This window comes from Tistrella mobilis (assembly GCF_039634785.1).
Lineage (GTDB): Bacteria > Pseudomonadota > Alphaproteobacteria > Tistrellales > Tistrellaceae > Tistrella > Tistrella mobilis.
The window spans coordinates 1-12,822 of the sequence record NZ_JBBIAB010000034.1 but is presented as its reverse complement, the minus strand read 5'-3'; the positions used below and the strand labels follow the sequence as shown (position 1 = coordinate 12,822).

Annotated in this window: 11 protein-coding genes; 3 read left to right on the top strand and 8 right to left on the bottom strand. The window is 67.2% G+C overall.

What is annotated here, in order from left to right:
- The first annotated feature begins 63 nt into the window (after positions 1-63).
- Complete coding sequence (locus tag WI697_RS25850) at positions 64-1,011, top strand: MBL fold metallo-hydrolase (protein WP_345960475.1); 948 nt, start codon at positions 64-66, stop codon at positions 1,009-1,011.
- A gap of 5 nt (positions 1,012-1,016) precedes the next feature.
- On the opposite strand, the gene fes is transcribed toward WI697_RS25850, so the two are convergent.
- Together fes and WI697_RS25840 are read right to left on the bottom strand one after the other, a co-directional pair.
- Positions 1,017-2,588: an enterochelin esterase gene (gene fes, locus WI697_RS25845; RefSeq protein WP_345960474.1), complete on the bottom strand. Its 1,572-nt coding sequence runs from the start codon at positions 2,586-2,588 to the stop codon at positions 1,017-1,019.
- 32 nt (positions 2,589-2,620) lie between these two features.
- Complete coding sequence (locus WI697_RS25840; protein WP_345960473.1) at positions 2,621-4,813, bottom strand: TonB-dependent siderophore receptor; 2,193 nt, start codon at positions 4,811-4,813, stop codon at positions 2,621-2,623.
- Positions 4,814-5,013: 200 nt separating this feature from the next.
- Between WI697_RS25840 and WI697_RS25835 the strand changes: the two genes are divergently transcribed.
- On the top strand, positions 5,014-5,895 hold the full coding sequence (locus WI697_RS25835) for an AraC family transcriptional regulator (protein ID WP_345960472.1): 882 nt from the start codon (positions 5,014-5,016) through the stop codon (positions 5,893-5,895).
- 20 nt (positions 5,896-5,915) lie between these two features.
- On the opposite strand, the gene WI697_RS25830 is transcribed toward WI697_RS25835, so the two are convergent.
- From WI697_RS25830 to WI697_RS25810, 5 genes are all read right to left on the bottom strand, one after another.
- Complete coding sequence (locus WI697_RS25830; protein ID WP_345960471.1) at positions 5,916-6,758, bottom strand: enoyl-CoA hydratase/isomerase family protein; 843 nt, start codon at positions 6,756-6,758, stop codon at positions 5,916-5,918.
- Complete coding sequence (locus WI697_RS25825; RefSeq protein WP_345960470.1) at positions 6,755-8,338, bottom strand: class I adenylate-forming enzyme family protein; 1,584 nt, start codon at positions 8,336-8,338, stop codon at positions 6,755-6,757. Before WI697_RS25825 ends, WI697_RS25830 begins: the two co-directional genes overlap by 4 nt.
- 22 nt (positions 8,339-8,360) lie before the next feature.
- A complete protein-coding gene (dctP, locus tag WI697_RS25820) occupies positions 8,361-9,473 on the bottom strand; it encodes a TRAP transporter substrate-binding protein DctP (protein ID WP_345960469.1) in 1,113 nt (370 codons plus the stop codon).
- A 72-nt stretch (positions 9,474-9,545) separates the two neighbouring features.
- Positions 9,546-10,871, bottom strand: coding sequence for a TRAP transporter large permease (locus WI697_RS25815; protein ID WP_345960468.1), 1,326 nt, complete (start codon positions 10,869-10,871; stop codon positions 9,546-9,548).
- 4 nt (positions 10,872-10,875) lie between these two features.
- Positions 10,876-11,406: a TRAP transporter small permease subunit gene (locus tag WI697_RS25810; protein ID WP_345960467.1), complete on the bottom strand. Its 531-nt coding sequence runs from the start codon at positions 11,404-11,406 to the stop codon at positions 10,876-10,878.
- 355 nt (positions 11,407-11,761) lie between these two features.
- Between WI697_RS25810 and WI697_RS25805 the strand changes: the two genes are divergently transcribed.
- Positions 11,762-12,214, top strand: a complete 453-nt coding sequence (locus tag WI697_RS25805) for a GNAT family acetyltransferase (RefSeq protein ID WP_345960466.1) — start codon at positions 11,762-11,764, stop codon at positions 12,212-12,214.
- A gap of 40 nt (positions 12,215-12,254) precedes the next feature.
- Here the strand turns inward: WI697_RS25805 and WI697_RS25800 are convergent, their stop codons facing one another.
- Positions 12,255-12,671, bottom strand: a complete 417-nt coding sequence (locus WI697_RS25800; RefSeq protein WP_345960465.1) for a DUF5615 family PIN-like protein — start codon at positions 12,669-12,671, stop codon at positions 12,255-12,257.
- Positions 12,672-12,822 lie beyond the last annotated feature (151 nt).

The following is a 12,822-nucleotide window of genomic DNA, read 5'->3' as shown; positions in this document are numbered from 1 at the left end:
CCATAGATACCTGAAGCGGCGTCCGGGGCAAGCCCGTCCCGATCATCACGGAGACCCCTCCCCATGTCGAAGACCCCCCTCGCCGCCTCGCTCGCCTTCGCCAGCCTGCTCGGCCTTTCGGTTCTCGCGGGCCCCGCCGCCGCGGATGACCCGCTTTCCGCCCCCTATCACATCGACATCGGCCGGATCAGCGTCACCGCCCTGTCCGACGGTCAGATCCCGGTGCCGCTGGCCGATATCATGCGCGGCGAGCCCAGGCCCCAGATCGAAGCGGCGCTGGCCCGCGCCGGCAAGCAGTCGCCGGTGACGCTGGCGGTGAACACCTATCTGGTCGCCATGCCCGATGGCCGGCTGGTGCTGATCGATACCGGCACCGGCGATCTGCTGGGGCCGAAGCTCGGCCATCTGGCCGAAAGCCTGAAGGCCGCCGGCCATACGCCGGACGAGATCGACGACATCGTGCTGACCCATATCCATGCCGACCATTCGGGCGGGCTGACCCGCAACGGCAAGGCCGTGTTCCCGAAGGCGCGGCTGCATGTGGCCGAACGCGACGCCGCCTACTGGCTGAGCGACGCGGCCCGCGCCGCCGCCCCCGAGGCCGCCCGGCGCGGCTTCGACGAGGCGATCGCCATGACGGCCCCCTATCGCGAAACCGGCCGTTTCGCGACCTTCGCCGACGGCGCCGACCCGGTGCCGGGGCTGCAGTCGATCCTGCGCGCCGGCCATACCCCGGGCCATTCCTCGATCGTGGTCAGCGATGGGGGCGAAAAGCTGGTGGTCTGGGGCGACATCACCCATGGCGAATTCGTCCAGTTCGCCGAGCCCGAGGTCACCATCGACTTCGACGTCGACCAGGACGCCGCCCGCCAGAGCCGCCTGGCGGCGATGGAAGACGCCGCCGCCAAAGGCTATCTGGTGGCCGGCGCCCATATCACCTTCCCCGGCATCGGCCGGGTGACGCCGGGCAGCGATGGTGCGGCCTATGGCTGGGAGCCGGTCGGCCGCTGAACCGGTCAGGGCTGGTCGCGCCCGAACAGCGCCACCAGCCCGTCGGAAAGCACCCCCTGCCAGGCGACGTAGTCATGGCCGGTGGCGTATTCGCGATGGCGCACCCAGACGCCCTTCGCCATCAGCACATCGCGCAGATGGCGGTTGGTGTCGAGGATCGAGGCCGTCACCCCGTCGCCCGAGGTTTCGTAGATCCCGGCGGCGAGGAAAACCCGGAGCGGCGGCGGCATGGCCGCCGCCGCGACCCGGCCTGCCACCCATTCCCGCCCGGTTTCGGGCGTGTCCGGCGGGCTCCACCAGAACGAGCCCGACATCGAGAGCACATTGCCGAAGGCCCCCGGATGGCGGAGTGCCGCGGTCATCGCGGCCAGGCCGCCGAAGCTCGACCCCGAGAGCACGGTGCGGGCCGGATCGGGATCGAACCCGGCCGCGGCGCGCACCATCGGCAGCAATTCATGGGCCAGCATGTCAGCGAAATCCGGATTGCCCGGCAGTTCGCGGCCGCGGGTGTCCTGGTCCAGGCTGTCGACCAGCACCGCCACCACCGGCGGGATCACCCCGGCGGCGATCATCGCATCCAGGATCCGCGGCACCGGCACCTTCTGCCGATAGTCCCGGCCGTCGAACAGGATCAGCAGGACGGTATCGGGCCGCGCCGGATCAAACCCGGCCGGACGGTAGAGGGTGACGTCACGGGTATTGCCGAGACTGCGGCTGGTCAGCCGCAGCTGATCGAGCCGGCCCTGCGGCACGGAGGCATCGGCATCCGCCCAGGGCTGGGCCGGCGCATCATCCAGCACCAGGAGGGAGTCGCGCGCCCAGATATCGGGGGCATCCGCCGGCCAGGGATGGCGGTTGAGCGGATCGGCCGCCGCCGTCGCCAGAACCGCGACCCGGCGTTCACGCGCCGTGCCGGCAAATTCCGGCACATCCGGGGCCAGCTGATAGGCGAGCCGCGTGTCCGAGGGCAGGACATAGCTGCGATACCAGACATCGGCGTTGCCCAGACGCTGCAACTCGTCATGGCCGGTGCCGGGCCCGCCGAACAGCCGGACATTGTGCCGGGCCCCGCGGGCGAGGAAGGTGACGATCCGCCGGTCGGGGCGGTCGGCCGGCTCGACCAGCGGCGTGCCGCGCGCGGCCATGTCCGCCCAGAAGCCGGCGGTATCGCCACCGCGGGCGAGATCGCGCGCAAGGGCCGCGATGGCCGGGCTCAGCGGTTCCGGTTCAGGGACCCGCTGTTCCGCCATGGGGATGGGCGGTTCCAGGTCGATCCGCCAGCGTCCGGCCTCGACCGCGCGGAGTTGCAGGCGTTCATCCGCGGCGCCCACGACATGGTGGAAGCTCCGGGCGGTCGGAATGTCGCTGCCGAAACGGCGGAGCGGCACACCCGCGCCATCGACCAGATCGAGATCGAAGCGGCCGCTTTCGACGGTCAGACGACCGCGGAGATAGTCGCCCGGCGCCGCCCCGAGGTCGATGAGCGCGGTCCCGCCGGTGGCGAGCGTGCCGCCGGTCTCGCGCATCCCGGCCGCATCGGCGGCCGGGATGGCGAGCAGGACCAGAAGGGGAAGCATAAGGGTGAGTGCCCGACGGATCATCGGCCGGCTCACCAGCGCTTCTTCAGGGTGGCGACCACCGTCCGGCCCTCGCCGTAGAAACAGGCATAGGCGCTGGCGCAGGAGGCGACATAGGTCTCGTCGGTCAGGTTCTTGGCATTGACCTGCACCGACACGCCCTGCCAGCTGCCACCCAGGCCCGAGAAATCGTAGCTCGCCGAGGCGTCGAACAGGGTCACGGCCGGCACCTCGAAGTCATTGGTGTTGTTGCCCTGGCTGGTGCCGATATAGCGCACACCCGCGCCAAGGCCCAGCCCCTGGACGGCACCGTCGGTGAAGCGGTAATCGGCCCAGAGCGATGCAGTATGGGCAGGCACCCGCGCCGGCGTCCGGCCGATCTCGGCCGCGGTCACCGAGTCCTCGATGGTCGAGTCGATATAGGAATAGCTCGCCACCATCGAGAGATTCTCGTCCAGCTCGGCCTTGGCCGACAGCTCCAGCCCCTGATTATGGACCTCGCCGACCTGGGAATAGACCGACCGGCCGAGGCCGGGATCCCAGGCGCTCATCACCACATCCTTCTGGCGCAGATCATAGACCGCGGCGGTCAGCAGCAGGCCGGTCCCCTCGGGCGCATATTTGACGCCGAGTTCGACCTGTCGGGCGGTGGTGGGGTCGAAGGCGGGCGCACTCGCTTCGGGGGCGTAGAGCGACGGCTCGAACGAGGTGGAATACGAGACGTAAGGCGCGATGCCGTTGGCGAAGGTGTAGAGCGCGCCCACCCGCCAGGTCAGCGCGTTGTCGTCGTAGGAATAGGACAGGCTGTTGAAGTTGTCGTCGATATCGGTCGAGGCGCGATCATACCGCAGCCCGGCGAGCAGGCTGAACCCGCCGATCTCGATCTGGTCCTGCAGATAGAGCCCGAACTGGTCCGCGGTCAGATCCTGATCGTCGGTGGTGGTGAGATCGAGGGACGAGAAATCGAAACCGCCATAGACCGGGTTGGCGACATCGATCGACGGCACATTGCGGTTGCGGCCCCAGATGTAGTCGCGGGTGCGGTGGCGATAATCCAGGCCGGCCAGCAGGGTATGGGCCGCCGCACCGGTGCCGAAGCGGTATTCGGCCTGGTTGTCGATCGCAAACTGTCGCCAGTCGTCGGTCCCGCCGGTCAGGCTGCGGCTGTAGATGGTATCGGCCCCGGTGATCGGGCTGGCACTGGCGCTGCCATAGATCAGGGTGTGGTGCGTGGTCTCGACCTGATGATAACGGGCGTTCTGGCGCAGGCTCAGCGCGTCCGAGACCGCATACTCCAGCTGATAGCCGATCCAGAGCTGTTCGCGCTCGAACTTCTCGAACCCGGTGTCCGAGACGAAGAAATCGCGCGGGACATAGCCATAGCCCGGGATCGGCGTGATGGTACCGGCCGCATCCAGAAAGTTGCGATAGCCGGCATCGGGCTCGTTCTGATAGCCGCCGAGGATGGTGAGACTGGTTGCCTCGTGATCGGTCCAGCGCAGCGAGGGCGCCACGGCAAAGGCACGGCGTTCGGCGCCGTCCTCCTGAAGATCGCGGTTGAGCCCGGTCACCGCCAGCCGTCCCGCCCAGCGGCCATCGGCCGTCAGCCGGTCGGAAAGGTCGAAGGCGGCACCATAGTGATGGCCGGTGCCGATCGACACCTCGGTTTCGTAAAGGGGCGTGTCGGTCGGCGTCTTGCTGACCATGTTGACCAGCCCGCCCGGATTGGCCTGGCCGTAAAGCACCGAGGACGGGCCGGCGAGCAGTTCCACCCGCTCCAGAAGATAGGGTTCGATCCTGGCGTAGGAGAGGTCACCGCCCAGAAACAGCCCGTCCAGATATTTCGGCACGTAATAGAAGCCGCGGACGAAAATTTCGTCGCGCAGATTGGAGGCGCCGCGATACTCGGCGAAGACGCCCGGGGTGTAGCGCAGCGCCTCGGCGACGCTTTCCACCTGCTGGGCCTGCATCTGCTCCCGGCCGACGACCGACACGCTCTGCGGCGTTCTGGCGATCGGGCTGTCGGTTTTGGTGCCGGTGCGACTCTGCCGGGCAACATAGCCGCCCACCGGTCCGGTGCCGTTTTCGGTCGCCCGTTCCTCCACCTTCAGGGCATCGAGCCGGACCGCGTCTTCCGCCGCGGCCGGCCCTGCGACCAGAAGTGCTGCCCAGGACACGGAAAACGCCCATTTTCCAGCCAGTGCCCGATACGCCATGCTTGCCATCCGTTGTTCTCCGACATACGCGAACGCCCCTCCGCCCCCTGCCAGGGCGGTGGAAGTCCATTGACTTTCCGATGTTTAGGGCTAGGGTGTCGGAGCTGTCGTGCGACATGACCTCTTCAAAAGCGGCAAAGACCTGCGCAGGCACGACGGCAGCGTCGTGAGGACACCTGACCCGACCCAAGCGTGATCAAGGTGTTCACATGCAGGAGACTGCGCCCGCCCTGGGCATTCCCAACGATCTGTTCGTCGGCACGATGACCGGCCTTGCGACCTGCACGCCCGACGAGGAGCTGCATCAGGTCTGGCCGAAATTCATGGTGATCCTGCTGTTGCAGGGCGCGCAGCATTTCGTGATGGATGGCGAGCATTTCCGCCTGGATGCCGGCGATGCCGACATCTCGGTGCCGCAGGTCTTCATGCTCAACGTCGCCCGGCCCTGCCTGGTCCGCTTCGTGAACGACAGCGATGTGGAGATGCGCAAGGTGATGGTTTCGGCGCCCCTGCCCTGGATGCAGGATCTGATGCGCAGCTGCCCCGAAGACGGCATGCCGGCGCTGCGCCGCTTCTTCGCCGGCCATCTGAACCGGTTCAGCTTCGAGCCCGGCCGGGCGCTGATCCAGCTAGCCGAGCGCATTCTGGAACCGCCGGTGCCGATGCAGGGCGAGCTACGCACGCTTTATCGCAAGTCGCACGCCCTGCAATTGATGTGCGAAGCCTGCCTGCAGATGCTGGACGCCACCGGCGACGATACGCCGAAACCGGTGGAGATGAGCCGCCGGCAGATCGCCCGTATCCACGACCATATTCTTGAGAATCTGGGCCGGCCGCTGACCGTCGAGGGCATCGCCCGCGAAATGGGCCTCAGCACCTCGTCGATCCAGCGGCATTTCAAGGAACATCTGGGGATGACGGTCTATGAATTCATCCGCCTGAAGCGGCTGGAGGCCGCCCGGGCGGCGCTTGAACGCGACGGCGTGCCGATCGCCCAGGCGGCCTGGATCGCCGGCTATACCAGCCCGACCAGCTTCACCGCCGCGTTCAAGAAGACCTATGGCCTGTCACCCAAGCATCATAGAGCGTAGGGCCACCAGAGAGCACGGGCTTACCTGAACCGCGGCGCCCGCTTTTCCACGAAGGCGGTCAGCCCTTCGAGCAGATCGGGGCCGCGGGCATAGTCCAGCAGGGCGCGGACCTCGGTCGCGAGCGCGTCGTCCAGGCTGCGATCGCGGGCGCGGGCATGCAGGGCCTTGATCCGGGCGATGCCGTCGGCGCTGTGGCGGGCGATGGTTTCGGCCACCTGCTGGACATGGGCTTCCAGCGCGTCGTCGGCCAGCACGGCATTGACCAGGCCATGGGCGGCGAGTTCGCGGGGGTCGGCGAGACGGCCGGTCAGCAGCAGCTCGCTCGCCACATTGAAGGGCAGCCGCCGCGACAGCCGGGCGGTGGAGCCGCCGCCGGGCATCACGCCGAACTTCACATGGCCGTCGCCGATCCGGGCAGTTTCCGCCGCATAGACCAGGTCGGCGGTCAGCATCAGCTCCAGCCCGCCGGCGACGGTAACGCCGTTGACCGCGGCGATCACCGGGCGGCGGAACTGCTCGATCCGGGTGAACATCGCCCGGCCACGCTCAAGATAGGTGTCGAAGGTGTCGAGCGTGCCGCTGCCCACCAGCCGCTGGAACAGGGCGAGGTCACCGCCGGCCGAAAAGGCGGGCCCGGAGCCGGTGATGACCATCACCCGGAAGCCCGGATCGGCCTCCACCGCATCGACGGCGCGGGCAAGACCCTGCACCAGCGCTTCCGACATGGCATTGCGCTTCTCGGCCATGTTCATCCGCACCCAGGCGACGGGGCCGCGGCGCTCCAGCAGCACGGCGCCTTCGGCGAAGCCGTCGACATAACCATTGGTTGAGACGTCGGCTGCGGATCCGAATGCTGTGGTCATGGGGCGGGATCTCCCTTGAGCTGGCCCCGACTGTCGAGCAGGGTTTCGACGTCGTGGCGCTTGATCTTGCCGGTGGTCGAGCGGGGAAAGGCGTCGTAATCCAGGAACACCACCGCCTTGGGCAGCTTGTACCGGGCGAGCCGGCCATGCAAGCGGCCGAGCACGTCTTCGCGCGTTACGTGGGGTGCGGCTGCGACGACCGCCACCGGCACCTCGCCCCAGCGCGCATCGGGCGCACGCACCACCACCGCCTCGCGGATATCGGCCCCGGCCAGGATCAGCCGCTCGATTTCGGCCGGATAGACGTTCTCGCCACCCGATTTGATCAGGTATTTGCGCCGGTCGACGAAATCCAGGCTGCCATCGGGATTGCGGACGAACATGTCGCCCATGTGGAACCAGCCGCCGCGGAAATCCTCGGCGGTGGCCTTGGGATTGTTCCAATAGCCCGAGAACAGCGAGGGCGAGCGGATCGTCGCCTCGCCCGGCACGCCGTCGGGCACTTCCGTATCGTCCCAGTCGACCAGGCGCACCGCACAGCCGGAACTCTGGCGCTTGGACAGGCCGGCGGGCAGCTCCCCCACGCCGATCACCGCGGCAGAGGCGGGGGCGGCACCGGTCTCGGTCGACCCGAAGCTGTTGAGATAGGGGGCGTTCAGCGCCCGGGTCACCGCCTGGATCTGGGCCAGCGGCACCAGATCGGCCATGCAGCCCATCACCATCACATCGGGCTCGATCGGGCCCGCCGCCGCCAGATGGTTCAGGAAATCCTCGATCATGCCGGGCATCAGCACCAGCCAGCCGATCTTTTCGCGCGCCACGACCCGGATGATGGCCTCGGGGTCGTAGCCGTCGACCACCGTCACCTTGCCGCCGCGGATCAGCGTGCCCAGCACCTGATCGGCCGAAACCATGTGGAAGAGCGGCGCCCAGGCGACGAAGCCGCGCCCGGGCGGAATGGCATGGTCGATCGCCATCACCTGCGCCCGGGAGATCTCGGCCCGGTGGCTGATCAGCGCGCCCTTGGGCAGACCGGTGGTGCCGCTGGTGTAGAGAATGACCAGCCCGCTTTCCGGGCCGGTGACCGCGGGCAGATCCGGCACCGGCCCCGCCATGGCGATCGCCTCGAAATCCGGGCCGAAGAGCAGATGCGGCAGGTCGCCGCAGTCCGCGTCACGCAAAAGGCCCTCATGGCGCGGGCTCGCCACGATCAGCCCGGGTTCGACCAGGCGCAGGCAATGGGCGACCTCGGGCGGTGCCAGACGCCAGTTGATCGCGGCCAGGATCGTGCCGCTCATCGCGGCCGCGAGCAGCAGTTCGACATATTCGGTGCGGTTTTCGGCCAGCACCGCGAAACGGTCGCCCGGCTTCAGCCCGGCCGGCCCGGTCAGCCAGGCGGCCAGCCGCGACACCCGGGCGAAGAGCGCGTCATAGGTGAAGGCGACCTCGCCCCCGGCATCGGCCAGGGCCGGTGCCCGGGGGGTGGTGCGGGCCTGACGTGCGAACAGCAGGTCGATGGTGAGGCCGCCCGCGGCGGTCACCTCCGGAAGGATGGGAGAGGACGGCGTGTCGGTGGTCATCGGGCAGCCTCCGGAGGCGATGTCAGCCGGCGCAGGATTTCAGCTTCGCGACATCAGGCAGTTTGGAAAGATTGCGCCCCATGGCGAAATCCCCGGCCATGCCGCGCCATTCGGCATAGTCTGCCATGTATTCGACCTGCGAAGCGGCGATCTTCGCAAAGAGCGGGTTGGCGCAGGCCTCGTCGACCAGTGCCTGGTTGGAAATCTCCTGCAGCTTCGCCACGTCCTCGGCCGGCAGCTGAACGACTTCGGTCCCGGCCTCCTTGAACTTGCGCACCGCCTCGACCGCGTCATGCTCGTAATAGGCGATGGACCAGGACAGGGTGGCGTCGGCGGCGATCTTCAGTTTGGTGCGGACCTCTTCGGGCAGCCCGTCCCAGAACTTCTTGTTGATCATCACCCCGCTCATCGAGCCCGGCTGGTGCCAGCCCGGGGTCATCCAGTATTTGGACACCTCCTGCAGCCCCATGCCCCAATCGACGCCGGGGCCGGAGAATTCGGCGGCGTCGACCACGCCGCGCTCCAGCGCCTGATAGACCTCACCGCCGGCGATCTGGGTCTGGGCGGCGCCCAGCCGCTTCAGGATCTCGCCCTGGGCGCGGCCGGACATGCGGATGCGCTTGCCATCCATCTCCGCCAGCGTCGGGATCGGCTTGCGGCCGCGCAGCCCCGATTCCATCGAGACCACGGCATAGGGCAGATAGACCATGCCGAACTGGCCATAGGCCTCCTGGAAGGCCTCGAACCCGCCCCACTGCTTGGTCCAGAGGATATAGTCGGCGGCGGTGAACAGCATGGGATAGCTGCCGAGCAGGCCGAAGGCCGAATTCTTGCCCGCCCAATAGCCCGGCCAGTCGGCCGAGGCCTGGACGGTGTTGCTCTGCACCGCGTCGAAGACCTGGGTCGGCGGCACCAGCGTGCCGCCCTCGAAGAACTCGATCTTGAGCGCATCGCCGGTGATCGCATTGGCGATCTCGACGAATTTCTTGTCACCCTCCATCAGGTTGATGCCGCTGGTCCAGGTGGTGGTCATGCGCATGGTGGCATCGGCCGCAAGGGCGGTACCGGTTGCGAGCGTCAGGCCGGCCGCGAGACCGGCGACCCTGGCCATCCCGGATATGGTGATACTGGGCATGATGTTTCCTCCGCGCCGTCCGTTCATGCGGACGTGTCTGGTCGTTGGGGTGTTTCTTCGGCCTGGCCGGTATCAGCCCAGGCGAGAGGGCAGCCAGGTGACGATGCCGGGGAACAGCGCGCACAGCCCGATCACGCCCAGGATGATGAGCACGAAGGGCACGACGCCGCGATAGATGTGCATGGTGGTGACCCCCTTCGGCGCCACGCCCTTCAGGTAGAACAGGGCATAGCCGACCGGGGGGGTCAGGAACGAGGTCTGCAGGCAGACCGCGATCATCATCACGAACCACAGCTTGTCGAAACCGAGGGCGGCGGCGATCGGCAGGAAGATCGGGAAGCAGATCATGATCACGCCGAGCCAGTCGAGGAACATGCCGGCGATGAACACCGCGAACATCAGCAGGGCGAAGGTGCCCCAGCGGCCGATCTCCAGCCCGGTGAAGAAGGACTGCACCACCCCCATGCCGCCGCCGGCGACGAAGATGCCGGTGAAGGCGGTGGCGCCGATCGCCACGAACATGACCATGGCGGTGGTGATGCCGGTTTCGATCACCGCGGTGCGCAGCATCGCCCATGAAAAGCGGCGATAGGCCAGGATGATCAGGAAGGCGATGGCGGCACCGATCGAGGCCGCCTCGGTGACCGTGGCGATGCCGGTGAAGATGGAGCCGAGCACCCCCAGGATCAGCGCCAGGGTGGGCGCCACCTCTTTCAGCAGCATCAGCAGCAGGGTGCCGGTAGAGGTCTGCGCGCGTTCCTCGGCCGTGACCGGGGGCCCGTATTGCGGCTTCATCCAGCACAGGATGCCGGTATAGAGCGCATAGCACACCGCCAGCAGCAGGCCCGGCACCAGCGCCGCCGCGAACAGCTTGCCGACCGACAACTGAGCATAGCCGCCCATCACCACCAGCATGATGCTGGGCGGGATCAGAATGCCCAGGCTGCCGCCGGCGGCGATGGCGCCGGTGCTGGTTTCCTTGCGATAGCCGTAAGAGATCATCGCCGGCAGGGCCAGCACGCCCATCACGGCGAGCGACGCGCCGACCATGCCGGTGGTGGCGGCCAGCAGCACCGAAATGATGATCACCGCGAAGTTCAGCCCGCCCGGCACCGGCCCGAACAGCAGGCGCAACGTGTGGAACAGCCGGTCGGTGATGCCGCTGTCGCTGAGCAGCCGGGCCATGAACACGAAGATCGGGATCGCGACCATCACGTAATTGTCGGCCAGACCCCAGACCCGGTTGATCACGATGCCGAAAGCGGGAATGCCGGGGCCGAGCATGGCGAAGATCACCGACAGCCCGCCCAGCACGAAGGCGAGCGGATGGCCGAGCAGCAGCCCGACCAGCAGGCCGGCGAACATCAGGATGGTGAAGATTTCGGGGGAGAGATGCATGGCGTCACACCCCCTTCAGCCGGCTGAAACCGCCGGCGAGCACCCGCAGGAACGCCGCCACGCCCTGGATCAGCAGCAGCAGATTGCCGGCGAAGAACAGGGTCTTGATCGGATAGACCGGCAGCGCCGCCACCCCGGGCGAGGTTTCATGGATCGCCCACGAGGCGATCATGAAATCCCAGCTCCACAGCACCATCACGATGGCGAAGGGGAAGAAGAAGGCGATCCAGGACGCCACGTCCATCACCAGCCCGGTGCGCGGCCCCGCCTGCTCGCGCAGGATATCGACCCCGACATGGCCGCCGCGCAGCAGGGTGAAACCGCCGAGCAGCAGGAAATGGGCGGCGTAGAACTGCACCGTGGCATCAAAGGCCCAGAGCGTGGCCCGCCCGGCAAACAGGCGCAGCGCCACATCCATGATGGTCACCACCACCATCACCGGCACCAGCCAGACCACGATCCGGGCGACGACCGTGTTCAGCAGATCGGCCAGGCGGAGCAGGCCCCCCGCCCGTGCCCGCACCTCGCCCGTCATGCCGGCACCGCCCTGATGGCGGGGCCCGCGACATCCATCGACATGGGCTTCCTCCCGTTCGGTTCCGCCCGGTCTGATTCCGCCGCCGGGCTTGCCCCGGCTTTCCCTCCGGCCCGGCCCCGGACGTCACGCCACCCGGCATAGGGGTGACGCAAACGGAAACCGGATTGGCCGAAAGGAAAACTCGTGGGTTTTCCATCCGTAATAGCTGGTTACCGACGAGTCAAGCGGCTGGTCCGCAGGCTGGCCCTCGGCGCTGCGGTTTTGTCATTCTGTCGTCATGGATCTCTGCTGATCTGCGGCCACGGCGCAGCATCGCCACCCGCCCGCCATCCCGGAACGAAAGGATCACCCGATGACGGCCACGACAGACCAACCGGACCAGCCCGCCCCGCCCCGCCTGACCATCGGCCCTGTCCTGGATGCCGAACTGCCGGCGCTGGTGGCGCTCTGGCAGGCCTGCAATCTGGTGATGCCCTATAACGACCCGCTGGACGACATCGCCTTCGCCCGCGGCCGTTCGCATTCCGAGGTGCTGGTCGGGCGGTTGGACGGCCGGCCGGTCGCCTCGGTCATGGCCGGCCATGACGGCCACCGCGGCTGGCTCTATTACGTCGCCGTCGACCCGGCCCACCGCCACCAGGGTCTCGGCGCCGACATCGTCACCGCCGGCGAAGACTGGCTGCGCCGCCACGGCGTGCGCAAGGTGCTGCTGATGATCCGCGAGACGAATACGGCGGTGAAGGCGTTTTATGAAAGGGTGGGGTATAACGCGGTGCCGCGGGTGGTGATGGAGAGGTGGTTGTGAGGGGATGACGCCAGGTCACCGAACCTTGTGGCCTTTCTCACTAATCCTTTGGCAGCGCGTAACGGAGCACGTGAAACGCGTCCTCGTCCTCAAGGGAGACTTCGAGCACCTGGTTGATCAGGTCCGGCTTGACCTCCAGTTCTTCGAGCGCCTGCTCGAAAAGCTCTATCTGCATATTCAGGTCCATGCCGGGTGGGCCGTTAAGGCAGATCAGCCCGGCATGGATCGCGACGTCCGCATACTGGCCTTTCGAACCGGGAGCGTCCTTCGGCCCCCTGAAATCCACTGAGTTCTTGGTGACAAAGATCCAGTCGCCCTCAAGGATCATCGGTTTCAGCTCCCAATCCTTCAGGCCAGCCCACCCCATCCAGACGATATGACTGGCCTCGCCATGTCCCTTCTCATGGGCGGTTCTCGCCAGGACCGGACTGAGGCATTCATCAATCAGAAATTTCATCCCGCCGTCCTGCGGCGGACGACACGGCGGTTAGAGCAAATTACCCAGCATAGGAATCAGGGGATTCCCCTCAGCCGTCAGTTGTGATTCAAGATAGAGGCTGGAGAAGGAGGCCAGCCTGTATGGCGAAAGCTCTTTCCGTCGACCTGCG

Excerpts from the sequence above, each read along its gene's own strand:
- WI697_RS25815 (WP_345960468.1), bottom strand. The coding sequence starts at position 10,871 with ATGCATCTCTCCCCCGAAATCTTCACCATCCTGATGTTCGCCGGCCTG.
- WI697_RS25825 (WP_345960470.1), bottom strand. The coding sequence starts at position 8,338 with ATGACCACCGACACGCCGTCCTCTCCCATCCTTCCGGAGGTGACCGCC.
- dctP (WP_345960469.1), bottom strand. The coding sequence starts at position 9,473 with ATGCCCAGTATCACCATATCCGGGATGGCCAGGGTCGCCGGTCTCGCG.
- WI697_RS25800 (WP_345960465.1), bottom strand. The coding sequence starts at position 12,671 with ATGAAATTTCTGATTGATGAATGCCTCAGTCCGGTCCTGGCGAGAACC.
- WI697_RS25840 (WP_345960473.1), bottom strand. The coding sequence starts at position 4,813 with ATGGCAAGCATGGCGTATCGGGCACTGGCTGGAAAATGGGCGTTTTCC.
- fes (WP_345960474.1), bottom strand. The coding sequence starts at position 2,588 with ATGCTTCCCCTTCTGGTCCTGCTCGCCATCCCGGCCGCCGATGCGGCC.
- WI697_RS25810 (WP_345960467.1), bottom strand. The coding sequence starts at position 11,406 with ATGACGGGCGAGGTGCGGGCACGGGCGGGGGGCCTGCTCCGCCTGGCC.
- WI697_RS25830 (WP_345960471.1), bottom strand. The coding sequence starts at position 6,758 with ATGACCACAGCATTCGGATCCGCAGCCGACGTCTCAACCAATGGTTAT.
- WI697_RS25850 (WP_345960475.1), top strand. The coding sequence starts at position 64 with ATGTCGAAGACCCCCCTCGCCGCCTCGCTCGCCTTCGCCAGCCTGCTC.
- WI697_RS25835 (WP_345960472.1), top strand. The coding sequence starts at position 5,014 with ATGCAGGAGACTGCGCCCGCCCTGGGCATTCCCAACGATCTGTTCGTC.
- WI697_RS25805 (WP_345960466.1), top strand. The coding sequence starts at position 11,762 with ATGACGGCCACGACAGACCAACCGGACCAGCCCGCCCCGCCCCGCCTG.